25 protein-coding genes are annotated in these 25,078 nt (G+C 51.7%); 5 read left to right on the forward strand and 20 right to left on the reverse strand.

The window, feature by feature from the left end; genetic code table 11:
- Window positions 1-98 precede the first annotated feature (98 nt).
- The 3 genes from BMY11_RS12225 to BMY11_RS12235 form a co-directional block, all read right to left on the reverse strand.
- Window positions 99-1,343, reverse strand: coding sequence for an S-layer homology domain-containing protein (locus BMY11_RS12225; RefSeq protein ID WP_090575930.1), 1,245 nt, complete (start codon window positions 1,341-1,343; stop codon window positions 99-101).
- A gap of 308 nt (window positions 1,344-1,651) precedes the next feature.
- Window positions 1,652-2,830, reverse strand: a complete 1,179-nt coding sequence (locus BMY11_RS12230; protein ID WP_090575932.1) for a glycosyltransferase family 4 protein — start codon at window positions 2,828-2,830, stop codon at window positions 1,652-1,654.
- 112 nt (window positions 2,831-2,942) lie between these two features.
- Window positions 2,943-3,236: a hypothetical protein gene (locus BMY11_RS12235; RefSeq protein ID WP_143069255.1), complete on the reverse strand. Its 294-nt coding sequence runs from the start codon at window positions 3,234-3,236 to the stop codon at window positions 2,943-2,945.
- A 153-nt stretch (window positions 3,237-3,389) separates the two neighbouring features.
- Between BMY11_RS12235 and asd the strand changes: the two genes are divergently transcribed.
- Window positions 3,390-4,175, forward strand: a complete 786-nt coding sequence (gene asd, locus BMY11_RS12240; protein ID WP_090575938.1) for an archaetidylserine decarboxylase — start codon at window positions 3,390-3,392, stop codon at window positions 4,173-4,175.
- A 65-nt stretch (window positions 4,176-4,240) separates the two neighbouring features.
- Here the strand turns inward: asd and BMY11_RS12245 are convergent, their stop codons facing one another.
- Window positions 4,241-5,026, reverse strand: coding sequence for a helix-turn-helix domain-containing protein (locus tag BMY11_RS12245; protein WP_090575941.1), 786 nt, complete (start codon window positions 5,024-5,026; stop codon window positions 4,241-4,243).
- A gap of 230 nt (window positions 5,027-5,256) precedes the next feature.
- On the opposite strand from BMY11_RS12245, the gene BMY11_RS12250 reads away from it, so the two are divergent.
- Entirely contained in the window at window positions 5,257-6,561 is a 1,305-nt protein-coding gene (locus tag BMY11_RS12250; RefSeq protein ID WP_090575943.1) for an aminotransferase class I/II-fold pyridoxal phosphate-dependent enzyme, read from the forward strand.
- A gap of 143 nt (window positions 6,562-6,704) precedes the next feature.
- Here the strand turns inward: BMY11_RS12250 and BMY11_RS12255 are convergent, their stop codons facing one another.
- The 9 genes from BMY11_RS12255 to BMY11_RS12295 all read right to left on the reverse strand — a co-directional run bounded on the left by BMY11_RS12255 (window position 6,705) and on the right by BMY11_RS12295 (window position 15,050).
- Entirely contained in the window at window positions 6,705-8,072 is a 1,368-nt protein-coding gene (locus BMY11_RS12255; protein WP_090575946.1) for an LLM class flavin-dependent oxidoreductase, read from the reverse strand.
- A 33-nt stretch (window positions 8,073-8,105) separates the two neighbouring features.
- Window positions 8,106-8,585, reverse strand: coding sequence for a DinB family protein (locus BMY11_RS12260; protein ID WP_090575949.1), 480 nt, complete (start codon window positions 8,583-8,585; stop codon window positions 8,106-8,108).
- A gap of 23 nt (window positions 8,586-8,608) precedes the next feature.
- A complete protein-coding gene (locus BMY11_RS12265) occupies window positions 8,609-9,760 on the reverse strand; it encodes an amidohydrolase (RefSeq protein WP_090575951.1) in 1,152 nt (383 codons plus the stop codon).
- Between the two features lie 16 nt (window positions 9,761-9,776).
- Window positions 9,777-10,793, reverse strand: coding sequence for an LLM class flavin-dependent oxidoreductase (locus tag BMY11_RS12270; protein WP_090575954.1), 1,017 nt, complete (start codon window positions 10,791-10,793; stop codon window positions 9,777-9,779).
- Window positions 10,794-10,813: 20 nt separating this feature from the next.
- Window positions 10,814-11,566, reverse strand: a complete 753-nt coding sequence (locus BMY11_RS12275) for an amino acid ABC transporter ATP-binding protein (RefSeq protein WP_090575957.1) — start codon at window positions 11,564-11,566, stop codon at window positions 10,814-10,816.
- Complete coding sequence (locus BMY11_RS12280) at window positions 11,563-12,273, reverse strand: amino acid ABC transporter permease (protein ID WP_090576731.1); 711 nt, start codon at window positions 12,271-12,273, stop codon at window positions 11,563-11,565. The genes BMY11_RS12275 and BMY11_RS12280 overlap by 4 nt, the downstream gene beginning before the upstream one ends.
- Window positions 12,270-13,058 (reverse strand): amino acid ABC transporter permease, encoded by a 789-nt coding sequence (locus BMY11_RS12285; RefSeq protein ID WP_143069256.1) that lies wholly within the window; start codon window positions 13,056-13,058, stop codon window positions 12,270-12,272. Before BMY11_RS12285 ends, BMY11_RS12280 begins: the two co-directional genes overlap by 4 nt.
- 19 nt (window positions 13,059-13,077) lie before the next feature.
- Window positions 13,078-13,953, reverse strand: a complete 876-nt coding sequence (locus BMY11_RS12290; protein WP_090575960.1) for a transporter substrate-binding domain-containing protein — start codon at window positions 13,951-13,953, stop codon at window positions 13,078-13,080.
- A gap of 197 nt (window positions 13,954-14,150) precedes the next feature.
- Window positions 14,151-15,050 (reverse strand): LysR family transcriptional regulator, encoded by a 900-nt coding sequence (locus BMY11_RS12295; RefSeq protein WP_090575963.1) that lies wholly within the window; start codon window positions 15,048-15,050, stop codon window positions 14,151-14,153.
- 238 nt (window positions 15,051-15,288) lie between these two features.
- Here BMY11_RS12295 and BMY11_RS12300 point away from each other — a divergent pair, with 238 nt between their 5' ends.
- Window positions 15,289-15,825 carry a GNAT family N-acetyltransferase gene (locus tag BMY11_RS12300; RefSeq protein ID WP_090575965.1) on the forward strand — a complete coding sequence of 179 codons (537 nt, stop codon included), beginning with the start codon at window positions 15,289-15,291 and terminating at the stop codon, window positions 15,823-15,825.
- Between the two features lie 86 nt (window positions 15,826-15,911).
- Here the strand turns inward: BMY11_RS12300 and BMY11_RS12305 are convergent, their stop codons facing one another.
- From BMY11_RS12305 to BMY11_RS12320, 4 genes are all read right to left on the reverse strand, one after another.
- Window positions 15,912-17,147, reverse strand: a complete 1,236-nt coding sequence (locus BMY11_RS12305) for an ABC transporter permease (protein WP_177182610.1) — start codon at window positions 17,145-17,147, stop codon at window positions 15,912-15,914.
- Entirely contained in the window at window positions 17,131-17,940 is an 810-nt protein-coding gene (locus tag BMY11_RS12310) for an ABC transporter ATP-binding protein (RefSeq protein WP_090575971.1), read from the reverse strand. Before BMY11_RS12310 ends, BMY11_RS12305 begins: the two co-directional genes overlap by 17 nt.
- A gap of 136 nt (window positions 17,941-18,076) precedes the next feature.
- A complete protein-coding gene (locus BMY11_RS12315; RefSeq protein WP_090575974.1) occupies window positions 18,077-19,264 on the reverse strand; it encodes an S-layer homology domain-containing protein in 1,188 nt (395 codons plus the stop codon).
- Between the two features lie 176 nt (window positions 19,265-19,440).
- The gene (locus BMY11_RS12320) at window positions 19,441-20,283 is read right to left on the reverse strand and encodes a phytanoyl-CoA dioxygenase family protein (RefSeq protein WP_256217431.1); all 843 of its coding nucleotides are present in this window, start codon (window positions 20,281-20,283) and stop codon (window positions 19,441-19,443) included.
- 127 nt (window positions 20,284-20,410) lie between these two features.
- On the opposite strand from BMY11_RS12320, the gene BMY11_RS12325 reads away from it, so the two are divergent.
- Together BMY11_RS12325 and BMY11_RS12330 are read left to right on the forward strand one after the other, a co-directional pair.
- A complete protein-coding gene (locus BMY11_RS12325; protein WP_090575977.1) occupies window positions 20,411-21,250 on the forward strand; it encodes a helix-turn-helix transcriptional regulator in 840 nt (279 codons plus the stop codon).
- Between the two features lie 92 nt (window positions 21,251-21,342).
- Entirely contained in the window at window positions 21,343-21,786 is a 444-nt protein-coding gene (locus BMY11_RS12330; RefSeq protein WP_090575980.1) for a hypothetical protein, read from the forward strand.
- A 306-nt stretch (window positions 21,787-22,092) separates the two neighbouring features.
- Here the strand turns inward: BMY11_RS12330 and BMY11_RS12335 are convergent, their stop codons facing one another.
- The 3 genes from BMY11_RS12335 to BMY11_RS12345 form a co-directional block, all read right to left on the reverse strand.
- On the reverse strand, window positions 22,093-23,619 hold the full coding sequence (locus tag BMY11_RS12335; protein WP_256217432.1) for a DEAD/DEAH box helicase: 1,527 nt from the start codon (window positions 23,617-23,619) through the stop codon (window positions 22,093-22,095).
- Window positions 23,620-23,649: 30 nt separating this feature from the next.
- Window positions 23,650-24,423, reverse strand: a complete 774-nt coding sequence (locus tag BMY11_RS12340) for an SDR family NAD(P)-dependent oxidoreductase (protein ID WP_090575982.1) — start codon at window positions 24,421-24,423, stop codon at window positions 23,650-23,652.
- 94 nt (window positions 24,424-24,517) lie between these two features.
- Window positions 24,518-24,979, reverse strand: coding sequence for a chemotaxis protein CheX (locus BMY11_RS12345; RefSeq protein ID WP_090575985.1), 462 nt, complete (start codon window positions 24,977-24,979; stop codon window positions 24,518-24,520).
- Window positions 24,980-25,078: the final 99 nt, after the last annotated feature.

Below are 25,078 nucleotides of genomic sequence, written 5' to 3' on the forward strand. Positions count from 1 at the left end.
ATTTGATTCAAATATGGAAAAGAAAAATAAGATATCAGCATTGCGAAAGTTAAGGTTAAAGAAATTATAATGTTCTTAATTTTTTTCATTACATCGACCTACTTTCCAATTGGTTCCATCAGAATCGTGTGCCAGCCACTTGATTTAGCATTATTAGCATTAAAAGCAACCGAATGAAAATTCGCTAAAGCTCCATAGCCACCATAAAGTGTTACTTCAACGGTCTTTCCTTTCTCAACTAAGTAGAGTGGTTTCATGTAAGGGAAAACAAATCCATAGTGCTCGTATGGTTCTTGATAGAAAAATGCAGATGCTGGCGTCATAAAAAGATTTTGGGAATATAAGGTTCTATCCCCTGATTTCTTGAAAGTAACATCCGCAACAGCTACAGCAAATCCAGAAGCTTGCTCCAGATAACCTTTCGGATAAATAGCCCGATCCCAAATATACTTCCGCTCATACATACTCTTGGTTGCTCCCTTAATTGGAACAACATACACTCGCTTCAATTTAGCCGTAAAGTTCGCATGTTCGATCACGATCGGCTTGTCCTTCACAATGTTAACTTGGGGAATGAGCTTCGACACGGCTTCCGCATTCATCCCCGTCTCCGCAACTTCTTTCAACTCTATCAAATATGGATAGCTCTCCGGCTTCTTCCCTCTCACGCCGCTCAACGTCTGGAACATAGCAGCCGCTTCGGCTCGAGTCGCTTGCTTATAGAGACCAAACGAGGCATCTGCGTAGCCGGTCATTATTCGGCTGCCGAACGTAATAGCGAGATACGGCACGTCCGCCTTCTTCATCTCGCGATAATCTACTAACGGCAAGTCAGCGTTATACAATCCGCCGAAGGCTCTCAAATAAACACTATAGGCAGGCACTTTAGCCAGCGCCCTCGCGATCATCCGAGCCATTTCCAAACGAGTAATCGCTTGGTTCGGATGGAATGCCGAGCCATACTCAGCTTTTGTCACGATGCCTGCTGCAGCTGCACTTTGGATCGCTCCAGACGCCCAATGTTCCGAGATATCACTGAACATGCCGGACTTCGCAGCCTTCAATCCCGAAATACGAACAATAACAGCTGCAAATTCAGCTCGTGTTATGGTTTCGGAAGGAAGGAATAAATTTCCAGCATAACCGGCCATGTAACCCTTCTCACCTACGTATTTAATCGCATCTTTCGCCCAGTGATTACTTGGTACATCCTTGAATGTGGTAATCGTTATTCCTGCGATACCTGCTGCGACAGCTTCGATAGGCTGTACCTCAGCCGCAACTGGGATACTAATTACTGCTAAACAAGCAAATCCTAAAGACAAGTTTTTTACACGTTTCATCCATCATGTCTCCTCTAAGTAGCATATGAAATATGTTAATTCCACACCAAATCCCCTAATAGCAAACAAAAAAGCACCGCCTGCAAGCCAAATAATCAGCCCGCAAGCAGGTGCTTCCCGCTTCGTCCATCTCTAAACATACGTTACTATTAATTCCCATATTACCTAGTAAACCGACAAATTTCAACCATATTTTTCTTTATTCTCAATCTATCTCTGCACTTTTTTCTACCTTTGCTCATACTTTACTCTCTTTACTCTCTTTACTTACTTTACTCCCATTACTCTCTTTACTCTGTTCGCTATCTTTACTTCTCTCTCATCCCCGCCTCAAGCTGGGCCTCATCGAACAGCTGTAGCCACCTCGCTGCGGAATGCTGCCACGTAAAATGCTGTTCCACCCGCTCTCGGCTACGCAGCCCCATCTCATGCCGCAACCTTTCGCTCTGCAGCAGCTCAAGCAGACGCGCTCTCATCTCCGGCACAACCTGGTCGGGATCGACGAGATACCCGGTCACACCGTCCTCGATGATTTCCTTCATCCCTCCGGCTCGTGTGGCAACGACCGGCAAGCCGCAGGCCATCGCCTCCACGTTTACCAGACCGAAAGCCTCCCTCTTCCCGGACGGCACCACAGCGACATCTGCGCCGAGAAACCAGCCCGGCACTTCGCCATAGGGCACATAGGGTACGAACTGCACATACCCCTTCATCTTCCTGCCAAGCCGGTGCAGCTCGTTCACATAAGCCGTCGTCCGACGAGACCCATAGAACGCCCCGCCTACAATAACTAGCAGAACTGACGGATGCTCCTCAATAAGCCGCGGCATAAGCTGTAATAGATGATGCACCCCTTTGATCGACAACAGCCTTCCCATAAAAAGCACTACGCTGCGGCCAGCCCAGCCCCGCTCCGAACGCAGCTGCATTCGCCTCCGAGCACCTTCTTGCGTATACTGCGAGACGAAACGCTCTGTGTCTACACCGGGATACACGACCCTCAGCTTATGCGCACACGCAGGAACGCGAGCAGCCGCATCCTCGCGCAAGTATTCGCTGTTCACGATAACGCGATCTGCAGCGCGAAAACTCCGCTCAAGCTCAGCTTCACTTATAACCCCTTTACGTATAAACGTAGAAGAGTGCAGATTGAGCCATATTTTCCCGGAAGGTGCAAGCCGGCGAAGCTTCAACACATAACGCGGCCGATTCTCCACCTGCGTCAGATCAGGCTGAAACCGAAGCAGCGCTCGGCCCACCCGCTTCAAGTAAAGTCGTTTATTCGCAGCCGGAAACCGCTCCACAGCCGATCCGCTTAACTTCCCCCTGCGCCCCAGAGCCCGGCTGCTTCTGCCATAAATGCACGGTTCGATGCGAGGAGCGAGCAGCGGAACCAGCTTCTCCACCACCCGTTCGACAGAGCTGCTGTTTTGTGAAGGGAGCGGGAACGTACCCGGCGTTACAAAAGCGATTCTCGGTCTAGCCATTCATAAAGCCCGCCTCTCATCCGATTAAGCTTGTTAAAGTAGCATACGTTAAGCGGATGAGCTTGGACCCGCGCGAAATGCCCGTATTTCTTGTACCACTGCCCCTTCTGTTCTAGCCTCTCCTGTCTATTAGCTGCTGCACCAGCAAGGCCAAGCCATACGGCCCTAAATAAGCCCCGCTCGCGAGAAAAATCGGACTCTGCAGCACCTCATGCACCTGTGTCATAAACACCGTATCATCCCATATCGTCCTCGCAACACTAGTTGCAGCTACAACGAAAAAGCCCAGATAAGCCAGCACCGCCAGGCCATCGAGCAGCATTTTGACTCCATCCGACTTTCCTCTCAGCCATATGAGCAGCGCAGCCCCTAGCAACGCACCTACAAGTACAAATCCTGCCATCATCTTCACCTCATTGTCAGTATTCGCGCAAGCAGGGTGCCGATAAACGTACTGGAAATGAACTCTATTGCTAATTAAGTCGCGATATGTCACACTAGTTCACAGATAACGACGTATGGCTCCACCGTAAACCTAGAGAGGACGTGAATTACCGGCATGACCAAATGGCTGCTCCGATCAATGACCGAGCTTAGCTCTCGCAAATGGATTTCGCGAATAACCGGTCGATTTGCCCAGTCGCCCGCTAGCCGGCGCTTCATCCCGAAATTTGCCCGTATGTATGGGATTGCTATAGAGGAAGCCGAGAAGCAGTTGCATGAATATGGAAATTTGAACGAGTTTTTCACGCGTCGGCTGAAGCCTGGCGCACGAACGATAGATCAGGACGCTGCTGCACTCGTAAGTCCGGTTGACGCCCTCATTACCGGCTGCGGACCGATCGAGCAAGGCACGATTCTTAATGTAAAAGGCCAGGATTACACGATTGAGGAGCTGCTCAACCGCTCGCCTCGCATGGAGAATTACAAGAACGGCTACTACATGGTGCTCTACCTGAGCCCGACAGATTACCATCGTATACATACGCCAATTGCAGGTACGGTCGTGGAACGTGAGCATGTGCTTGGGAAAGTATATCCGGTTAACGATTTCGGCCTCCGGCATATGCGCCGAGTGCTGAGCCGCAATGAGCGATTGATTACTTATATGAGGCATTCGAATGCAGAGACAGCGATTGTCAAAGTAGGCGCGATGAACGTCAGCAGCATCAAGTACGCACTCCCGCTCCGTGAAAAAATGGACAAGGGCGATGATCTCGCATACTTCGAGTTCGGTTCCACAGTTGTGCTCTTGACCGAAGATGACAGCTTCCTCCCGCGTCCGGACTTGAAGACAGGTCTCAAGGTGCGCATGGGTGAACGTCTAGGCACGCTAACTCCTTGATTAAACGCAGCAAAGCGACAGGATCTCTACACGATCCTGCCGCTTTTTTTTTATTTTCCAATATCCTATCGAATTTCCGACGGACTCTTGCCCGTATACTGCTTGAACTGCCTGCTGAAGAAGAAAATATCCCGATAGCCAAGCGCGTCGGCGACCTCCGTCACATTCATTCCCGCATGCATGAGTAGATGCTGCGCCCGTTCGATGCGTGTCCGAATCATATACGTTTGCACGGACGTGCCGATCATTTCCTTAAACTTGATGGAGAAATATCTCGGCGACAGCTGCGCGCGCAGCGCCAAATCCTCGACACGATGCACAATGCCGGGATTTTGCCGAATATAGTTCGCCACCTCATGAATCGCCTCGGTCAGCTGATTGCTTCCTTTACGCTCAATCGGACTTTCCATATCCTCTCGCAATAAGTAGATCATGAGCTGCTTCAAGATCAACTGCGCTTCCTCTTCGGCCGCATACGTCTTCACCAGGAACAACCGCACATAACGAGAGAGCAAATGCTCGAAATCTACCGTCTCGTTCAGCATCCGATACGACTGAGGTACAATATCCACCTGCTCGTCTATGTCAAAATGAATATAGGTCAGCACAAGCGGCTTTTGCGGATTATGGGTTGCACTCGTATGATCTCCAGGCCTGAACAAGAAACAGCTGCCTTTACTGACCTGGTAAGGCATACCGTTTAATATGACTTCGCCGCTGCCGCTCCATACGTAGAACAGATCGTAATTAGCCAGTGGCTTCTCACGCTTCTGCCACTTCCATCCGGGCTCGCAGACGATTTTGGCTAAGGCAGGCTTCAAAATAAAGGATGTCGGCGAACTGTGCAGCATTACAGCTTCCTCCTCTTGCATCGTACAACTTCGTCGATGTCATCATACAATACTGCGATTCCTTTGCCAATATTGATACCAACCGTCTATGCATGCACTCCCGAAAAAAGTGTAAAAAATAATGAGATAACATGGTCTTCCACTCCGAATAAGTGTTATAATATCAGCTAACGGTTTCCAATGGAATCCAGGTAATGAGAATGAATCGTCGGAAGGATGAATTGAAGTCCATGAACCCACTTGCTGAAGCATTGAACGCTACGATTGAGCGCGAGAACAGCCATGTTTTCGCCATGTTGTCCTCACTCGGTAAAGCGATCTATTTTCCGAAGGAAGGCATTTTGAGCCAATCGGCCGAAGCAAAAGCAAAGGCAAAGAAGTACAATGCAACGATCGGAATCGCAACTGAGAATGGCCAGCCGATGCATTTGAAGGTCATCCAAGACACACTCTCCGCTTATAATCCGAAGGATCTCTATGAATATGCACCGCCTGCAGGCAAGCCTGAGCTGCGGACTGCATGGCGCAGCAAGATGCTGAAAGAGAACCCGTCGCTAGCGAATAAAAATTACGGCAACCCTGTCGTAACGAATGCACTTACACACGGTCTTAGCATCGTAGCGGATCTATTCGCAGATGCTGGTGACGCCGTCATTATTCCGAATAAAAACTGGGAGAACTACGAGCTTACCTTCGGCATCCGCCGCGGCGCAGTAATGGTAGAATACCCGCTATATAACAGCGAGAACCGCTTCAACGCTCAAGGTCTTCGCGAAGCTCTGTTCGCTCAGAAGGACAAAGGCAAAGCGATTGTCGTGCTGAACTTCCCGAACAATCCGACTGGCTACACGCCAGGCGCTGAAGAAGGCCGGGAAATCGTTGCTGCATTGAATGATGCAGCTGAAGCTGGCATCAATGTCGTTGCCGTTACAGACGATGCGTACTTCGGTCTCTTCTTCGAAGGCTCGATGCATGAATCGCTTTTCGGTCAATTAGCCGGTCTGCACCCTCGTGTGCTGCCGATCAAGGTCGACGGCGCAACGAAGGAAGAGTACGTATGGGGCTTCCGCGTAGGCTTCATCACTTATGCAGATCCATCGGACGCAGTACTTAGCGCACTGGAACAAAAGACGCTCGGCATTATCCGCGCGACGATCTCCAGCGGACCGCATCCATCGCAAACCTTCGTGCTGAAAGCACTGCAAGCGCCTGAATTCGAAGCGCAGAAGGAAGAGAAATTCGCTATCATGAAAGCCCGCGCGAACCGCGTGAAAGACTTGCTCGACAGCGGCCGCTTTGGCGATGTATGGTCCTACTATCCGTTCAACTCTGGCTACTTCATGTGCCTGAAGCTGAACTCGGTCGAAGCGGAGACGGTACGCACACGCCTGCTCGACGAGTATCAGATCGGCACAATCGCACTTGGTAAGTCAGACCTGCGCGTCGCGTTCTCTTGCATCGAAGAAGAGAACCTGGAAGAGCTGTTCGATACGATCTATAAAGCAGTGCGGGATGTTACGGTAGCTAGTAAATAAAGCTCCGGGATTTGCGACTGGCACTCCCGTGGTGCTCCACCAAAGTCGTTCCAGTTCGCAAACCCTCCGCCAGCAGCAAAAAAAGGCAGTTATTCGTTTGAGGTTAGAAGACCTCTCCCGAACAACTGCTTTTTTACGATTTTTTAAATTTGTTGCGCCGCCTGCTCTTGCCCCTGCTCCTGCCCTTCCTCCTGCGCTTTCGCATACCGATTCACTGGAATCTGCAGTCCCAAATTGCCGCGAAGCGTATCCGCTTCGTACTCTGTGCGGAACAAACCGCGTTGCTGCAACAGAGGCACCACATGGTCGACAAAGTCTACAAGACCATTCGGAACTGCCTCAGCGAGCATGAACCCATCTGCCGCACCGCGCACGAACCATTCCTCGATCCGATCAGCCACCTGCTCAGGCGTGCCGATGAACTTACCGCGTGGCGTCGCTGCTTGCAGCGCAACTTGGCGAAGCGTAAGGCCGCGTTCTTTCGCATCCTTCTTGATTTTGTCCGTACCGCTCTGGAAGCTGTTCTTGCCGAGGTCGCCGAGCTCGGGGAACGGCTCATCCAGTGGATACTGGGAGAAATCATGATGCTCGAAGAAACGGCCCAAGTAGTTGAGCGCATTCTCGATCGTTATGAGGCTCGCAACCTCTTGATATTTGCGTTCCGCCTCCTCTTCCGTCGCACCGATTATTGGCCCGATGCCTGGGAAGACGAGCACATCATCCGCCGAACGTCCGAAGCCTACAGCACGCGATTTAATATCTTGATAGAATGCGATTGCATCCTCAACCGTCTCATGCCCAGTGAAGATCGCATCTGCTTCATTCGCCGCATAGTTTTTACCGACTTCCGAAGCGCCCGCCTGGAAGATTACCGGGCGCCCTTGCCTCGACCGCGCTATGTTGAGCGGACCTTTGACGGAGAAGAACTCCCCTTCATGATTCAGCGTGTGCAGCTTCTCCGGATCGAAGAAGACACCTGCCTCTTTATCCCGTACGAATGCGTCATCCTCCCACGAATCCCACAAGCCGCGCGTCACTTCCAAGTATTCAGTCGCGATGCGGTAGCGCAAATCATGCTCCGGATGCTCCTTCTTGCTATAATTCAGCGCCGAACCTTCTAGCGGGGAAGTGACGACATTCCAGCCCGCACGCCCGCCGCTCAGCACATCAAGCGAACCGAATTGGCGCGCAACGGTAAACGGCTCACTGTACGATGTCGACAAAGTCCCGACAAGACCAATATTCTTACTGACGGAAGCAAGCGCGCTTAGGAGCGAGATCGGCTCGAACCGGTTCAAGAAGTGAGGAATGGATTTCTCATTGATATATAAGCCATCGGCAATAAAGATCAAGTCCAGCTTGCCTGCTTCAGCCTTCTGCACCCAGCTCTTATAGAGTTCAAAGTTCACGCTCGCATCCCCTTGGGTATCCGGGTGCCGCCACATTGCAGGATTGCCGCCCACACCGTGAAGCAGTGCGCCAAGCTTCAGTTGTTTCTTAAGGTTACTCATTCTAGTTCCTCCTCTACCTATCTCTGAATGGGATTAAACAACAACATAGGCGGATGCGATCCGCTCGATTTGACCAATATGAAGATGTACGTGTTTAATGAATCCCCAAATCACATTACGAACCGATACCGTCTCGCCTTTGAAATTAACGCCAGTCCGTTCCCATTCGGAAGGATCAAGCCGCTTCAGCAGCTGCAGGTTATAGGCCACATACGCCCCATAGAACGCCAAGATATCCTGTGACGTGCCTTCGTTTGCCCTCGACGAGGAGACCCACTCATCCTGGTTGAACGCTGGAAGCTGAGCAGTAGATCCTGCCAAAATCTCACGAATGCGGAAGCCTACCACGATATGATGGTCCGCCAAATGCGAGAGTACCTCCGTCGCACTCCATACCCCAGGCGCCGCCTGCCAATTCAGTTGATCTTCATTCAAGCCTGCAATTGCCTGCTCCAGTTGATCACGCAGTGAAGAATAATCAAGAAGAAGCGTATCGATTTGGTTCTGTGTCATTGTCATTTCCTCCTATCGCGATGTTATATCTCATTCAAAGCCAGCTCCGCCAAGCTCGCAAGAAACCGAGCGCTCGGCAGCAAAGCTTCTTCATTCACATCAAACTTCGGATGATGCCACTCCTGGCTGCCACCAACACCCATAAAGACGAACAATCCGGGCACCTCTTGCTGATAAAAGGCAAAGTCTTCCCCAGCCGGCGATGGCACTGGCACAATCGGATCAAGCCCTGCCTCCCGCGCAGCCCTTACGCCAATCTCCGCAAGCGCCGCGTCATTCACAACTGGCGGCGGGCCCTCAATCCAGCGCACATGTGCCTTCGTTCCAAGTGCTGCGGCAATCCCGGCAACCACTTCATCGAATCGCGCCAGCACGCGCTTACGCACCTCTGCACCGAATGAGCGTACAGTACCTTCAAGCACAGCCAGCTGCGGAATGACATTCCATGCTGTTCCGCTATTGAGCTTCGTCACACTAATGACGGCGCTCTCGAGCGGACCTACGTTACGGCTCACGACCGTTTGCAACGCCGTAATGATATGCGCGGCCGTGACGATTGGATCAAGCCCTGCCTCCGGAACGGCGGCATGAGAGCCGCGCCCTTCGACTTCGATAACGAAGCCATCGGCCGCCGCCATCATCGCACCGTCTTTAATGCCAACGGTGCCGACCGGCAGATCCGGCTTGTTATGCATGCCGAATATGGCGCTGACGCCTTCCAGCGCACCTGCGGCAATAAGCTGCTGCGCGCCTTTCGCCTTCTCTTCGGCGGGTTGGAACAAGAAGCGAACCGTCCCGCGCAGCTCATGCTCATGCTCCTTCAAGAGCAGCGCTGCTCCGATAGCTGCAGCGGTATGGAAATCATGCCCGCAAGCATGCATCCTGCCGGGATAGCGCGAGGCGAACGGTAAGCCCGTTTCCTCCTCAATCGGGAGTGCATCAATATCCGCACGAATGGCAACCACCGGGCCGGGATGCCGCCCTCCAATCTCAGCGATCAGCCCCGTCCGCAGTGCATAACCTTCGGCAACTGAGATCCCTGCATCCTCCAGCCAGCCGCGAATAGATGCTGTCGTCTCGAACTCCTCATGAGATAGCTCGGGATGCGCATGCAGGTGACGTCGTGCCGCAATAAGCCTCTCTGCTAAAGCCGTGTTTTCAACCACAAGACTCATGCCATTTCCCTCCCAATCAGCCAGCAACGGATACTTCAGCGAAAGCTTCCTTCAATAGTTCGAACGACCGGATGCGCTTCTCGATATCAGGCACTGCCGCCGTCACAATGAATTCGTCGACGCCAAACTTCTGCTGCAATTCAAGCAACCGATTCCGCACCGTTTCCTTGCTTCCCTTCGTCACTTCGGGCTTCGTTATTTCAATGCGGTACTTCTCATTCGACTGCCGCCCATATTCTTCCGCTTGTTCCACGGTACCAACAGTGAGCGTTCTTCCGCTCTCCAAATGAATTTTCACCTGGGTGTGATCGCCAGCGAGGGCAACAGCTTCCTCGTCTGTCTCCGCCACAATGGCAGCTAAAGCAAAGATCGGCAGCGGCTCCCGTCCTCCGGAACAATCGAATTGCAGCCGGTATGTCTCGAACGCCTCAAGCGCAACCAACTCATCGCTATTAATAAATTGCGAGAATACATAGGGTAACCCTAAGCTCGCGGCAATTTCAGCGCTGCCGACACTCGTGCCGAGTACGTACAGCTCAGCAGGCAGCTCCGGCTTCGGCGAAGCGGTCAATCCGTAGAGCGGATGATCTTCCGCTAACGTGCCATGAATGAACGCGCCAAGCTCCTCGATTTTCTCCGTTAACGATGGCGCATCCTTCACACCACGTTGCAGCGCCTGTGTCGAACGTGGAAGTCCACCTGGCGCACGCCCGATGCCAAGATCAACACGACCCGGTGCCAGCGCAGAGAGTACATTGAAATTCTCCGCAACTTTATAAGGACTATAATGCTGCAGCATGACACCGCCCGAACCGACGCGAATACTCGACGTCTTCGCTAGCAAATGTGAGATCAACACCTCTGGTGATGATCCGCCGACAAAGCCGGAATCATGATGCTCCGACACCCAGAATCGGTGATAACCAATCACTTCGGCGCGCTGTGCCAGCGCAATTGTATGCTGAAAGGCGGCTGTCGCGGTCTCGCCCGGATAAACGATCGTTTGGTCTAAAATGCTCAATTTAATTGCCATTGTAAATTCCCCCTGCTCACTTAGATGGAATAAGCCGGCTCTGGCATAATCCGTTTCAAAAATTGTTTTGTTCGCTCTTCTTTCGGCAAGCGGAAAATTTCTTTCGGCGTGCCTTCTTCCACAATGACGCCTTCATCCATAAACACAACATGGCTGGCGACATCTCTTGCAAAGCTCATCTCATGCGTAACAACAATCATCGTAATGCCTTCTGACGCTATTTTGCGGATAACCGCCAGCACCTCGCCGACTAGCTCGGGATCGAGCGCGGACGTCGGTTCGTCGAACAGAATGACTTCCGGATTCAATGCTAACGCACGGGCGATGCCTACACGCTGCTGCTGCCCGCCGGACAGCTGGCTTGGATATGCATCCAGCTTGCTCCCGAGTCCCACCTTCTCCAGCACCTCGATGCTGCGGCGGCGCGCTTCTTCCTTCGGAACCTTTTGTACGATGACAAGACCTTCCATCACGTTCTCGAGTGCTGTCTTATGACGGAACAAGTTATAATGCTGGAATACCATCGCACTCTTCTGACGCAGCTCGTAGATTTCACGCTTATGAGCATGCTTGCAATCGACTGCGAAGTCGCCAATGGCGATGTGCCCGTCATTTGGCCGCTCCAGATAATTGATGCATCGCAGCAAAGTCGTTTTGCCCGAGCCACTTGGACCGAGAATGACGACAACCTCGCCTTTATTCACTTGCAGGTCGATGCCCTTCAGCACCTGCTGCTTGCCAAACGACTTGGCTATACCTGTCAGCTTAATCATGCGACCCCACCTCGGTTGTACAGATTGATGCGTTTCTCAAGAATAGCGGCGAACCGCTCGATCAGTACGGTCATGCCCCAGAACAATATCGCTGCAGCCAAGTAAGCCTCGAAGAATTTCCAGTTCGTCGATGCGACGATCTGCGCCCTGGCATTGATATCAACAACCGATACGGTAAAAGCAAGCGTAGACGCATGCAGCATGCCAATGACGGAGTTAGCGAGGTTCGGCACGCTGGCAGCCAGCGCTTGCGGGAAAACAATCCGCCGCAGCGCTTGCGGTGTCGTCATCCCGACGGAATAAGCAGCTTCGATCTGTCCGCGATTGACCACGAGCAGGCCGGAACGAACCACCTCCGACATGTATGCGCCTGCTGTAATCGAGAAGGAGAGGAAGGCAAAATCAATCATCGGAATCGAAGCAGACCGAAAGCCAATCCCAAACTGCTCACACAGTCCATCAACGATCATCGGAAGGCCAAAATAAATAATGAGCAGATGCGTCAGCATCGGTGTGCCGCGAATGAATGTCACATAAGAGACCGCAATCGGATAGAGCACAGGCACTTTATAGATGCGAATGAGCGCAACTGCCGTTCCGATGATAAAGCCGCAAAGTACGGATACGGCTGTAATGAGCAATGTCGTAGGAATGGCGGACAGCAGCTGAACAAGCGCCGTCCATATAAATGCAGGATCCAGCTTCATGGCTTCTGCGCCTCCTCTCTCAAACGAATGCTGCGTAGCCTCCAGCGCAGCGGCAGCCGAATTTTACGGTGAAACGCGCTATAATCAGCCGCATCTTCACGTTTCTCATGCCGCATCAGCCTGCGCTCTGCCACAAGCAGCAGCCGCTCCAGAATAATGCTGATGATGAGATAAACAAAGGCGAGTGCGATATAGCTCTCGATAAAATGCCTCGTCACCGATGCGAGTGTCTGCGACTTCCCTGTCAACTCCATGACGCCGAGCGTAAATGCGAGCGACGTATCCTTGAGCAGCCCAATCAGCACATTCGATAGCACCGGCACCGCAATCGCGAGCGCTTGTGGCATGACGATACGGGTAAAAGCTTGATAGCCCGTCATGCCGATCGCATAAGCAGCTTCAACCTGCCCTCGATCCACCGAAGTGACCGCCGAACGAATCGTCTCTGAAACATAAGAACCGATGTGCAGCCCGTAGGTCAGTATGACGAAGAAGAGCACCGGCGCTTTACTAAGATCGAGACCGATCAGCTTTAACACTTCAGGCAGTCCGTAATAAAACAAGAAGAGCTGAATGAGGATTGGCGTCCCTCGGAAGAAGGACGCGTACACCTGTGATATCCGCTGCACTACTGGCACCTTATAGAGCCTTGGCAATGCAGCGATAAATCCGAATAGTAGTCCTAGCAGCATCGCCCCGAATACGATGAAGAGCGTTGTGCCAAGTGTGTGCAGCAGCTTCGGGATAAACTGGAACACATAGCTGATATCAAACGTTGCGCCCATACTTCTCCCGCCCTTTCAATTACTTCGTATAGTCGGCTCCCAGCCACGTTGTGCTCAGCTTGCTAAGCGTGCCGTCTGACTTAATTTCGTTCAGTGCACCATCGACAGCGTCTGCCAGCTTCTGCTCCTTCGGATCGTCCTTGCGGAAGACGAACAGTACATCCGCTTCTTCCAGCGCATCGCCGACAGCTTTCAGCTCGCTCTTCGGATCAATGAGGGATAGCGTGAAGTCTGCGCCAAGCGTCGCTTGCACACGGCCGCTTGTCAGCTGGCTGACCGTATCGTTCGCTGCTCCATTGGTATAGACAATATTAATCGCATTGTCGTGGTCTTTATTGTAATTCTCCGCCAGCGTCGCTTCCGCGCTAGTAGCGGTAGTCAATAGTTTCTTGCCCTTCAAGTCATCTAATGAAGCAACCTCACTGTTGTCCTTCGCTACGATCAGCTTTGTTTTCCAATGTGCATAAGGCACAGTGTTAAACAAATATTTCTCCGACCGTTCTGCATTCTTCTCCATCTCATGAGCGACAAAATCAATCTTCTTCGTCTCAAGACTGAGCAGCAGGTTCGTGAAATCTAGCGTTTGGAACTCAAACTCATAACCTGGCAAGCGCTTGTCGATCTCCTTCACTAGCTCGACGTCGAACCCGGTCAGCTTGCCATTCTCGTCGATGAAGCATACTTTCGGGAACTGCGTCCCTGTACCGACAACGATTTTTTCCACTTCTCCTGTTGCTGCTCCATCGGTATTCCCGCTTACTGCATTATTCGTTGCTTTATTCGCATTGCTCGTATTAGCTGCTGTATTTGCATTGTTATTTGAGGAGCACCCTGCTGCCACCAGCGTCAGTGCAACGAGTGCAATTCCAGTCGGTCCAATAAGTGTCTTTTTCATTATCCTTCTACCTCCACTGTGTTTGAGTTTTACGAACCGCCACAAGTATGGTAGATTCGACCGTTTATTAAACTGCATAATTCCAATTGATTTAATCGGAATTGTTGTTGCACCTAATTTAGCACCCAATGCTTCGTTCAGTCAATGGACTCATCAATAGAGATTTTCTATATACACCTCTGCAAAATTTATCGAATCTATGTCGCCTCTATTTCAATCGGCCCAAACAATGATTTGCCCAGTTCCATGAATGCATCGACAAAATAGGAGTGCTCGTTGCCGCGCGTAATTAGATTCGTTTGCAGCGTAATACCGCTAACCTCCGGAATTTCGATCGGGAACAACTGTCTGCTTGCAACCTCCTGCCTGACGCATAGCTGTGGCAGAAAGCAGATGCCGGCGCGACCGAGGACAAGCTTCTTCGCCGTCTCGGAATTATCGACTAAGAATTCAATATTCGGCTGCTCGGCGAGATTGTCGAATGCGCGGTGCACCCGCATCCAGTCGAGAGACCCGCATTCGAAGAAAACTAGCGGATGGACGCCAATGTCTGCGATAGACACTTCCTGCTTCCTCGTGAATGGATGGCCTTCATATACATAAAGCCGAATCGGATCCTCGTAAAATTTGACCGAAAGCAAAGTAGGATGGACGATTTTGCGTACGAAAGCAAGGTCCAGCTCCTTATTATGCAGCTTGGTTACAAGCTCATCCGACGTTGCGGTAACGAGCTTAATATGAATATCCGGATAGCGCTGCTTCAGCCGCGGCAGCAGCTCCGGGAGCATATAGTTGGAGACGGAGACCGTAGCGCCGACCCGAATTTCGTGAGGAATCGACTTACGCTGCTGAATCTGAAGCTTACCTTTCTGGAAGGTTTGCATAATTTGCTGCGCATAGGGGAGAAACTGTTTTCCCTTCTCGGTCAGCACAATTTGCTTGCCCAACCGATCGAACAGCTTACAGTCCAGCTCGCGCTCCAAAGACTGAATCCGTGCCGTCACGGAAGGCTGAGATAGATAGAGCACGTCAGCCGCCTTATTGAAGCTGCCGTAATGATTGACGTATACGAAAGCTTCCAAGTTCTCTATATTCATCGTTGCACCGCCTTATCATTCTATAGTTGATTATTCTGATTGATTAACTTGGAATTATAATACAAATTCTATAGCACGCTTTCTCATTCGTCAACGAAAAGGTAAGCTCTCCTTTCAATCCCGGGCTTATAGCAACTTTCTATCGACGAATTGAAGTTTTTAATATCCTATTTAAACGGTCGGAATTATAGGTTAAAGTGGAAACATGACGAAGGGAAGATGAAGGAGGCTACTGATTATGAGTGCAATTGAATCGATAACGATACGCGATGTGACAAATGAGGATCGGGAGCAGGTACTGAAGGTGCTGTTAGCTGCCTATGTACAATATGAGCAAGTGCTGCCCGCTGACAAATGGGAGCTTTATCGGCAATCCATTATCGCGTCCTTCGATCAAGAAGGACCTGAAGCGCGAATTGTAGCCGAGGCGGATAATACGATCGTTGGTACGGTCCAACTGTTTGTTTCCTCTGCCGCTGCTTATGGCGCTCCCGAGCTTGGCATTACAGGACCTATCATTCGGTACTTGGCCGTCTCGCCAGATCAGCGGGGACGTGGGGTTGCGACTGCCCTCATTCGCGAGTCGATTAATCGTTCCCTCAGCCTCGGTGCGGAGTGGCTGCATCTGCATACCTCGGATATGATGGCTTCAGCAGTGAGCTTGTACGAACGGCTCGGCTTTGAGCGCGCGTTTAACACCGATGTTCAGAACGGGGAAATTCTCGTGAAGGGCTACCGGATTGATCTGAAGAACGAACAGGCGCTTCAGCTCTAATAGATAGATTTAGCTGAAATAAAAAAGTGGCATAAGCAGCTGTGGAGCATTCCTCCCCATCCTGCCTTTGCCACTTTTTCATTCGATTAATCTTCCTCAGGATCTGCAGACATCTTCTTCTTCACGCTTGCAGGACGCAGTACCAGTACATAGAGCAGCGCAATAACAAGCGAAGCTCCCGCTTGTACTGTATGTCCATTCGGCAGCAGCCAGATGCCTTGCGGCAGCCAAATAATTAAGGTGCACAGCAGCGATGCCCTGCGATCCACGCGAAGTACAGCCGTTTGGCGAGTTGCTTCCGGCAGCGGATAGACATGCCTCCACACGGAATGCCGATGCGCCTGCGCAATTGCTCTTAGCTGAACGCCTGTCAGCCAAACGAACAACAGACAGACGCTGGCGGAGCCCCAGCCCGCCCATAATGCAGAATAGGCGGACAGCCAGCCTGTGAACAGGCCAAGTGCCGTTAACCGTAGCAGAATGCCGCCGAGCTCTGTACGAATAAGCGTCTGCGTATACAGATAGAAGAATGCGTTAGACTTGCGGTACGCAATCAGCTTAGCCACCCAAGCCGCATACTTGCGAGCTTTGACCCCTGCCGATTCGGTCGCTACATCGGCGAAAGCGCTGAAGAACACCGTGTATCTTCGGCGCGTGCGCTTCTCTTCCTCGATCAGCGTCAGCCAAGGGATCGGATAACGCGGCAGTCGGTTGTAGATGATGGAGATCAGCGTAATCGCTCCTATAATATATACGATTAGGAATCCCTTCAGCAGCGCGACAATCGCCAGTGCTGTCGCAGCCCAGCGTAACAATCGCAGCAATCTGCGGCTACCGACGCTAACGACCTGCCGTTCCCGCCACGCCGCTTGGAGTTGCAGCAGCTTAGAGAGTAAGACGCCAAGCACCACTACGACGGCGCTTGTCCGTCCATCGCCAGCAAGATATAGCGGCAAATACACGGCGCAGCCAATGAGCACAGCCGCTATGCCAGCCATTCCATTGTATCGCATCGAGCGCCGGATATACGCGGGCATCTCTGCTTCGCGTGGAACGAGAAAGACGATGTCCGCTTCACGAAGCCAAGTGCGAAGCGGACTCCAGCATAGGAGAGGCATCAACACAAGAACGCCGACAAGCACGACCGGGAAGTTCGCCGGCAGATTGCGAAGCAGCATTCCATACCCGGTAATGCCGGCGAGCAGCGCCATTATGGTCACACCGGGCAGCCCGCTCTGCGCCATATAGCGGAAGTAGGGCATCGATTCCCGCCAGAACGCAGCTGAACGGGATCGCCACAGCGTCTCAACCGAACGTTCCATGATGAGTGCCTCCGCCTCTGCCTCCGACCTCGCCGTTGCCATCTCCCTTGCTTGTCACCAGCCGATAGAACGCCTCTTCCAGCACACCTGAACTACGATCCTCCCGCATTCCAGCTGCCCTGCACACATCTTGCAGCGTGCCTTGCGCCACAATAACACCTTGATGAAGCACAATGAACCGGCTGCAATAGGACTCCACCGTCGCCAAAATATGCGAGCTCATGAACACCGCCGAGCCTTCTTTTGTCACCTCAACGAGTTTATCAAGCAATGACCGGATCGCGAGTGGGTCAAGCCCAAGGAACGGCTCGTCAATGACGTAAAGCGACGGCCTTGCGAGCAGCGCGTTCATAATCATCACCTTTTGCCGCATCCCCTTCGACAGATGAGCCGCGAACGCCCCGCGCTTCGGCGTCATGTAGAACTCGTCTAACAAGCTCTCACTCCGCTGCCCATACACCGACTCCGGCACATCATATGCCATACCGGTTAGCCGCAAATGCTCCTCAACCGTAAGCTCATCGAACAAGAGCGGCGACTCCGGCACATAAGCGAGCGAGCTTCGATACTTGTCCGGCTGTTCAGCCAGCGTATGACCACCGATCCGAATTTCTCCTTTATGCGGCTGCATGAGACCGAGTATATGTTTTATCGCGGTACTTTTGCCTGCTCCATTAAGGCCAATCAGTCCAACCATCTCGCCTGCCCCGACCTCGAAAGACAGATCATGCAGCACCGGTCTGCGCGGACTGTAACCGCCAGTCAATCCTTTTACCTTTAGTACGGATTCCACCTTGGGGCGCACCTCCTCTTCTCTCACCGATACTACCAAATTTTACGCAAAATGAAAAATGAACCTAAATGCAAAAAAAACCTCACGCCTGCTATTCCAGCAGAGCGCGAGGTTTTCAGGCGTGCATAGTCTGAGACTAAGCCAGCACTTTAATAGAAGTTACGATGTTATTAATGACGACAAGCTCAACCGCATGGCCGTTCACAAGCAAGGAAGTATCTCCAACAAAGGCAACGTCAGGAGCAACATTCAGTACGAGAGCTGTAGTTGTGCCATTAACCGTTTGCGTAATCGATACCGTTGCGACTCTGCCTTGCGCGTTCAGCGAGAAGGAATTGAATAGACCTGCTTGCATTACAACTACAGGCTGCTGAGCTGCCAGCTTCGTTACTTCTACGAACACGACTTTGTTGTTGTATGTGCGCACAAGCACTTCATCGCCAGCTTTCAGCGCAGTTGCCGCTACCTTCACGTTATCACGGAAGATAAAGACGTTCGGGTCAAGTGTCAACGCGACTTCTTTATTGTCTGACTTTACAACAACGATGGAGCCATTAGAAGCTGCTGCTTTCAGCTTGCCTGTAATTGCTGTTGCATCATTATCATTCTCCGGCAGCTGCTCATCCGTACGGCCAAGCAAGGCAGCCAGCTCAGCGCGAGAAACCTGTTGGTTCGGACGGAATGTGCCATCCTCGTAACCAGTGATCAGACCCTTCTCGATTGCAACGGCAACATAACCAACGGAGCCTGCCGGAATTTTGTCCGCATCTTTGAAGTCGAGGTGGGAGTTCACTTTTGCCTTCGCTTCTGCATCAAGACCCATCGCCTTCACGAGAAGCGTTGCTGCGAACAGACGGCTTGCAGGCTTGTCCGCTTGGATAATCGTATCCGTCTCTGTGAACAGATCCTTCTCAAGCGCGACTGCTACATAGCCAACTGCCCAAGGATACCTCTTCACAAGCTGATCAGCGTCCTTGAAGTTGAGCTTCGTGCTCATCTCCGCTTGCGATTCCGCTTGATCCTTCAGCCCCATCAGACGAACAGCTGCAACGATGGATTCAATGCGCGTAATCTTCTGTTGCGGCTTGAACGTACCGTCTTCGTAACCGTTGAATACACCTTTGGATGCAAGGCGGATGATGTATTCAAGCGCCCATTTCAGATCCTTCTCGTCCTTGAACTGAAGGTTGATCTCGTGTTTATTTTTATCTTTCTTGTCATCATGTTTGTCGTTACCGTTAGCAAAAGCGCTTCCTGCGCCTCCTGCCAGGGTTAGTAACGCCACGGACGTAATTGCTGCCTTTTTCAAAATGGCCTTCTTCATGGTGTTGCCACTCTCCTCGCGAATGCGGTCGTTGCCGCTTTTTTACTTTCGCTCATATCGTTCGGGGAGCAGCAACCTTTTTCAGGGGGTCTTCACCAAAATAAAACGATTTCATTCGTCAAAATATGCAAATTCCATTCACCGAAAAACCGGTCAAAAGCCAGCTAGAAAGCGTATTACAGCTGCTCGGAAGCCGAGTAAGCTAGTGGGAAATATTCATTGTTGAATAGGTCGCCTTGTTTCGGACGAGGACCGAGCAGACGGATATTATCGACGTTCTGTTTCTTCTCGTAAGCCATGTTCTTAGGGAAATAATGGCCAACGACGCACAGACGCGGATCATTGGAGAAATTCTGACGTGATCCGTGAATCGTAAGCGAATGGTGGAAGCTCACTTGTCCTGCTTTCAGAATGAGCGGCTCTTCACGCCATGGCTTCGCTTCTACCTCCATTTGTTTCTTCACTGCTTCCAATTCCTCGTTGAAGAAACCGTCCGAGTTCAACAGCCCCCACTTGTGCGAGCCAGGAATAACCGACATGCAGCCATTGTTCAAATCCGTATCTTGCAGCGCTACCCAAGCGGTAACGAGGTTCGTCGTATCTGTACACTGCCAGTACGTATAGTCTTGGTGCCAACCTACATTACCGGCCGTCGTTTGCTCGCCTTTGCCTGTACCCGGCTTATAGATCACTTGATCGTACCAGAGGCGTGCCTCTTCGGAGTTCATCAGGTTCGCTGCCAGCTTGCCAAGCTTCGGACTCGTAACCGCGTTCTTCACGACATCGTTAATCCACCAAGCGTTATCGACTTTGCGAAGGCGTCCTGGCTTGTCGTCCGGTTTCCACTCCCAGAGCGGGAATCCGTCACCGTCATAATCGAGTACCCAGATACGGTCATGTGCTGCACGCATTTCGGCAACTTCCTCCGGCGTAAACACAATATCGCTCACCCAATATCCATTCTCCTCGTAAAATTCCTGTGCTGCTTTCTCTTGCTCTTGCGTCATGCTATTCAACATAAGTTTTTCTCGCTCCTTCACCTTGTGTTTGTATATCCTTGCATTCACTATATCGCGTATAGCTTGATGTTGATTGTAAAAGAATGAATCCATTTGTATAATTGTAAGATGATTGGAGGATGAGAATATGGGAGACAGCCTTCTTCTTCCAAAGCTTGAAGCATTGATTCAGCTGGCAGACACCAATTGGAGCCATATCCGTATTCACTCTTGCGGCTTCTGGGAGAAGCGCGGCTGGAACGGGCCTGGGCGTATGTTTGAGTTCACTTATTTGGTTAGCGGCAGTATTCGCTTGCAGCAGGACCGGCATATGGTCGATGTCAGGCAGGGCGACCTGCTGTTTGTACGGGACACGCTTCGCAACAGTTCATGCTCGGACGGCGACTTCCAGCTTTACTATATCGGCTTCTATGCGGATAAGCCGGAGCTTGCAGGGGCGATCCGTGATCTGTTTACTCAGCTAGAGCTTGATACGAAGCCTCTTCAGCTGCAAGGGCTGCAGCAGGATTTTCGCTCCATTATGTCGGATCTCAGCTTCGGACGGCATGATTCCGTGCTAGTGAAGCAGCATTTTTTGCATGTGCTTGTCCGGATCTATCACGGCATCGTGCAAACCGGGCGAAGCGCGCATGAACGGCTCATTCACGCCGTTATTAATGATCTGCACGAGCTATGTCGCTCTGAGCAGAAGATTAAACTCGCCGATGTGGCGGCACGTTATTCGCTTAATGAGCGCTACCTCAATCACCGCTTCAAGCAGGAAACCGGCGTTACCATCGGCAACTACATTACGGCAATCCGCGTCGAACACGCCAAGCGGCTGCTCGAAACGACTGCGATGCCGATCACAACGATCGCGCATGCGACAGGCTTCTACGACGGCGCGCACTTCAGCCGCACATTCAAGAGCAAGGAAGGCATTTCGCCGCAGGAATATCGCGCACTGCAGCAGGGGATTCCGCTGTAATCGGAGGCAACAAGGGACACTTTGCAACCTTTGCAGTTCAAATCCGTCTAGGAAAAGATACCATTCCAAGCGATTGAGCCACGGAGGTTATTATGAATAAAATCATGCTCGCTCTATGCACCCTTGCTGCGTTCTTAGCTTCATGTTCCTCGGGGGATCCGCAAGCGCAAAAGCCGCTATTGATCGTTGATCGTACTGATCCGCTGCATAATTTGGCTGATGCGCCGTTTCATGCTGTCATCTCAGATGCCGAAGAAATCGATAAACTTATGGATCGGATCAAGCAGTTGCCGTCATTCCCAAAGGAAATTGTGCATTGTCCCATGGATATTGGAGTTAGCTATATGCTGACATTCAAAAACATCGACGGCAGGAATCAGGAAGCAATAATCACTGCGACAGGCTGCCAACAGGTAAAAATGGACGGCAAGGTTTACTGGGCAATGGAACCGAAGGGGAATGGTTTTCGTGCTTATTTCATGCAGGTGCTGGGCATGACGGAGCAGCAGTTTGATGGGATAATGAAATCAGGGTGAGAGTGCGGGTTTCGCGATAAAAGAAGGCTGAGAGATCGTATGTGTTCTCTCGGCGGCGCGGGAGCTTGGATTTCGCGATAAAAGAAGGCTGAGAGATCATATGTGTTCTCTCAGCCTGTTTGTTACGCGATTTGGTCGCTGAGAGATCGTATGTGTTCTCTCGGCGGCGCGGGAGCTTGGATTTCGCGAGTAGCAAAACCCGACTCTCAGCCGCTACTTCCGCCCCTTCAATACCTTTCCCACCAAGAACGTATAGCTAAAAAGGCCGAGAGCGCATACTCGCACTCTCGGCCTTTTTGCTTGCAGTTACTGCTGCTCGCCCTGCTTCTTCGCTTTCAGCCACTTCGGCGCGCCTTTGTTCTTGCGCTCGCGTTCCTGCTCGCGCTTCGACTTTGTCGGCTTCGCCGCTCCAGCGCCTCCGCTGCTCGGCCTGCCGCCAGCACGCGCACCTTCACTGCCCGCGCCAGCGCTGCTCGGCTTGCTGCTACCGCGAGCGCCTTCGCTGCTGCCTGCGCCGCCGGCGCTCTTAGCGCCAAAGCGTGCCGCGCTTCCGCTCGTACCTTCCGCTCCGCCGCCAACGCGCGCCGCGCCGCCGCTGCGCGAACTCGCTGGCGCCGCAGCGCGAGCCGCCGCCGGGCGATCGCTGCCGCTGCCCGGCCTACGCGCGCCATCGCCGCGGCCAAAATCGCGGCCTTGCTGCTCTTCGCCGGGATTCCACAGCTTCCCAGCGTACAATGTCTTCTCCTGCAGGTCGATTCCAAGCTGCTTGCGGAATTTATCCATAATGAACAGCTGATTGCGCGTCACAATGGAAATAACCGTGCCTGCTTTGCCCATCCGCCCTGTACGGCCGGAACGGTGCACATAATGATCCGCATCGAGTGCCGGATCAAGATGCACAACGAGCGGCAAATCGACGATATCAAGCCCGCGTGCAGCAACATCCGTTGCCACTAACAGCTGGCAGCGTCCATCGCGGAACCGTGCTAGCGTCGCAGCACGCCGCTGCTTGTCTGCATCGCCATATAGCGTTTCAACGGTGAAGCCCTCATAGCTTAGCTTCGCTTCATAATTCGCGATCTCATCGGTTTCGTTAATGAACAACAACGCAGATTTCGGCTTCAGCATCCGAATAAGCTTTCTTGCCATATCCACCTTGTCGCGCCGCTCGCTTACGACAAAATAATGCAGAACCTGTTTGCCCGCCTGCTGATCCGGCGACACATCAACTCGCTGCGGATCACGCATCCACCGCTCTTCCACTTCCGCCATCGCTTGCGGACGCGTCGCGGAGAAGAAAGCGATCTGACGATCTCGCAACATCCCTCGCAGCAGATTTTCCACTTCTGTCGTGGAGCCGAGGTTAAACACCTGATCCGCCTCGTCGATAATGACGAGCCGGATTTGGTGAAGCTTCAGCTTGCCGGAGTTCACAAGCTCGTGAATGCGACCTGGCGTACCAACGACGACATGCGGATGCAGCCGCAGCTTCTCCACCTGCCGCTGCATCGACGCGCCGCCGATCAGCTGCTGCGTCTTTACTCCGATTGGTTCGCCGTAAATTTCGGCAACTCGAAAGATTTGCATCGCCAGCTCCTGCGTCGGAGCGAGCACCATTACCTGCACGGCCTGGTTAGTTATATCCACACGCTCAAGTGCAGGCAGCATGTAAGCTAATGTTTTGCCCGTACCCGTCTGCGACTTCGCGGACACATCATGACCTTCCATTAGTACTGGAATCGTAGCCGCCTGAACCGGGGTCGGCGAATCAATCTGGTTATTTTTCAACGTTTCGATCAGCTGCGGCTGCAGCTTCAATGTTTCCCATGTCACTCTTATCAAATCTCCTCATGTTTCAGCGTCCTATTTGCGGTTTAACCAGCGGCCTGCAATCCGATCCGCAAGCCTTGGAAACAACCCGTAAAGCTTTATTCCTACAGAAGCCGACAAGGGCAAATCCACCTCCGGCGTCCTGCGCTTTATCATTTGTACAATCGCTCCGGCTACCCGTTCAGGCGTCAGCATGTATCCGCGAACATTGTTCGCATACGTACCCTCTGGGTCAGCCGTATGTAGGAAAGGCGTATCTATCGGTCCTGGATTAATCGCCGATACTGCGATATTCATCGGTGCCAGCTCCGCCCGCATCGCATTGGTCAAGCCAAGAACGGCATGTTTCGTTGCCGCATAGCCCGATGACTTCACTGTGCTCAGCTTGCCTGCCATAGAAGCGACATTAATAATATGGCCGCCACCCTGCTTCTGCATAATCGGCAGCACTGCTTTGCTGCAGCGAACGATACCCATATAATTCGTATCCATCATTTCGGCGAAACGCTCAATCGGAGCATCTGCAAAATGTTCAAACACACCATAGCCGGCATTGTTCAGCAGCACATCAATTTTTCCGAAATCCTGGACCACCTGATTCATAACCAGAACGATTTCATCATAATTCGTTACATCCAGCTTGTAGCAGCCATACGTACCTCTAATAGAAGACGCCATCTGCTCGAGCTTGTCCGGCTTACGCCCAGTTATAATTGGAACTGCGCCTGAAGCAGCAAGCAGTCGGGCCGTTTCTGCGCCGATGCCACTCGCCGCGCCGGTAACCAGTACAATTTTCCCATGCAACAATCGAATCACCTAGCTTTCAGTTTACTGCAATGGGTGCAAATAGGCAAAATATGCCCGAATACGAAAAAAAGCTCCTACAGGAGCTTGACTCGTGTTACGATGCAATTAGTACTTGAATATCAAACTGGCCAATGCCTTCCATAATGAGCGGTATCGTTAACGCCTTGGATGGGTTGATTCCGGCGGATTGTGCGGAGTGAAGCACCTTCGGAGGTGTAATGTCGACCCGTACGCCTTGGTTAAATAGCATCGTGCTGGCATTGCCGCTGATCATGTTGCCAAGCTCGGAAATGGCACTCTTGCCCATTTCATCCATTTCAGAAATTTCGTAGCCGCCCATCATTGCGGATACCATCTTGAGCGCTACTTCCTCGCTTAGGCCAAATACGATATCGCCATTCATTTGACCGTTAATGCCGATTTGAATCCATATGTAGTTTTCGACAAATTTAACTTCCTTTACGCCGAGCTTTCCAGTTGAAGGTTTGATTTGAATTAATTGCTCTATAACAATCTTAGCGGACTCTAGAAAGGGATTAATATATTCGGCCTGCATCGGGTGTAGCGCCCCTTTTCGACTTAATTCGATTGCTTTCTTCGTTACAACTGATTATACAAGATATGCTAGGTCAAGTATACTACTCAATTCGGTCAA

This window comes from Paenibacillus sp. OV219, assembly GCF_900110075.1.
In the GTDB taxonomy this organism is placed as follows: Bacteria; Bacillota; Bacilli; order Paenibacillales; family Paenibacillaceae; genus Paenibacillus_Z.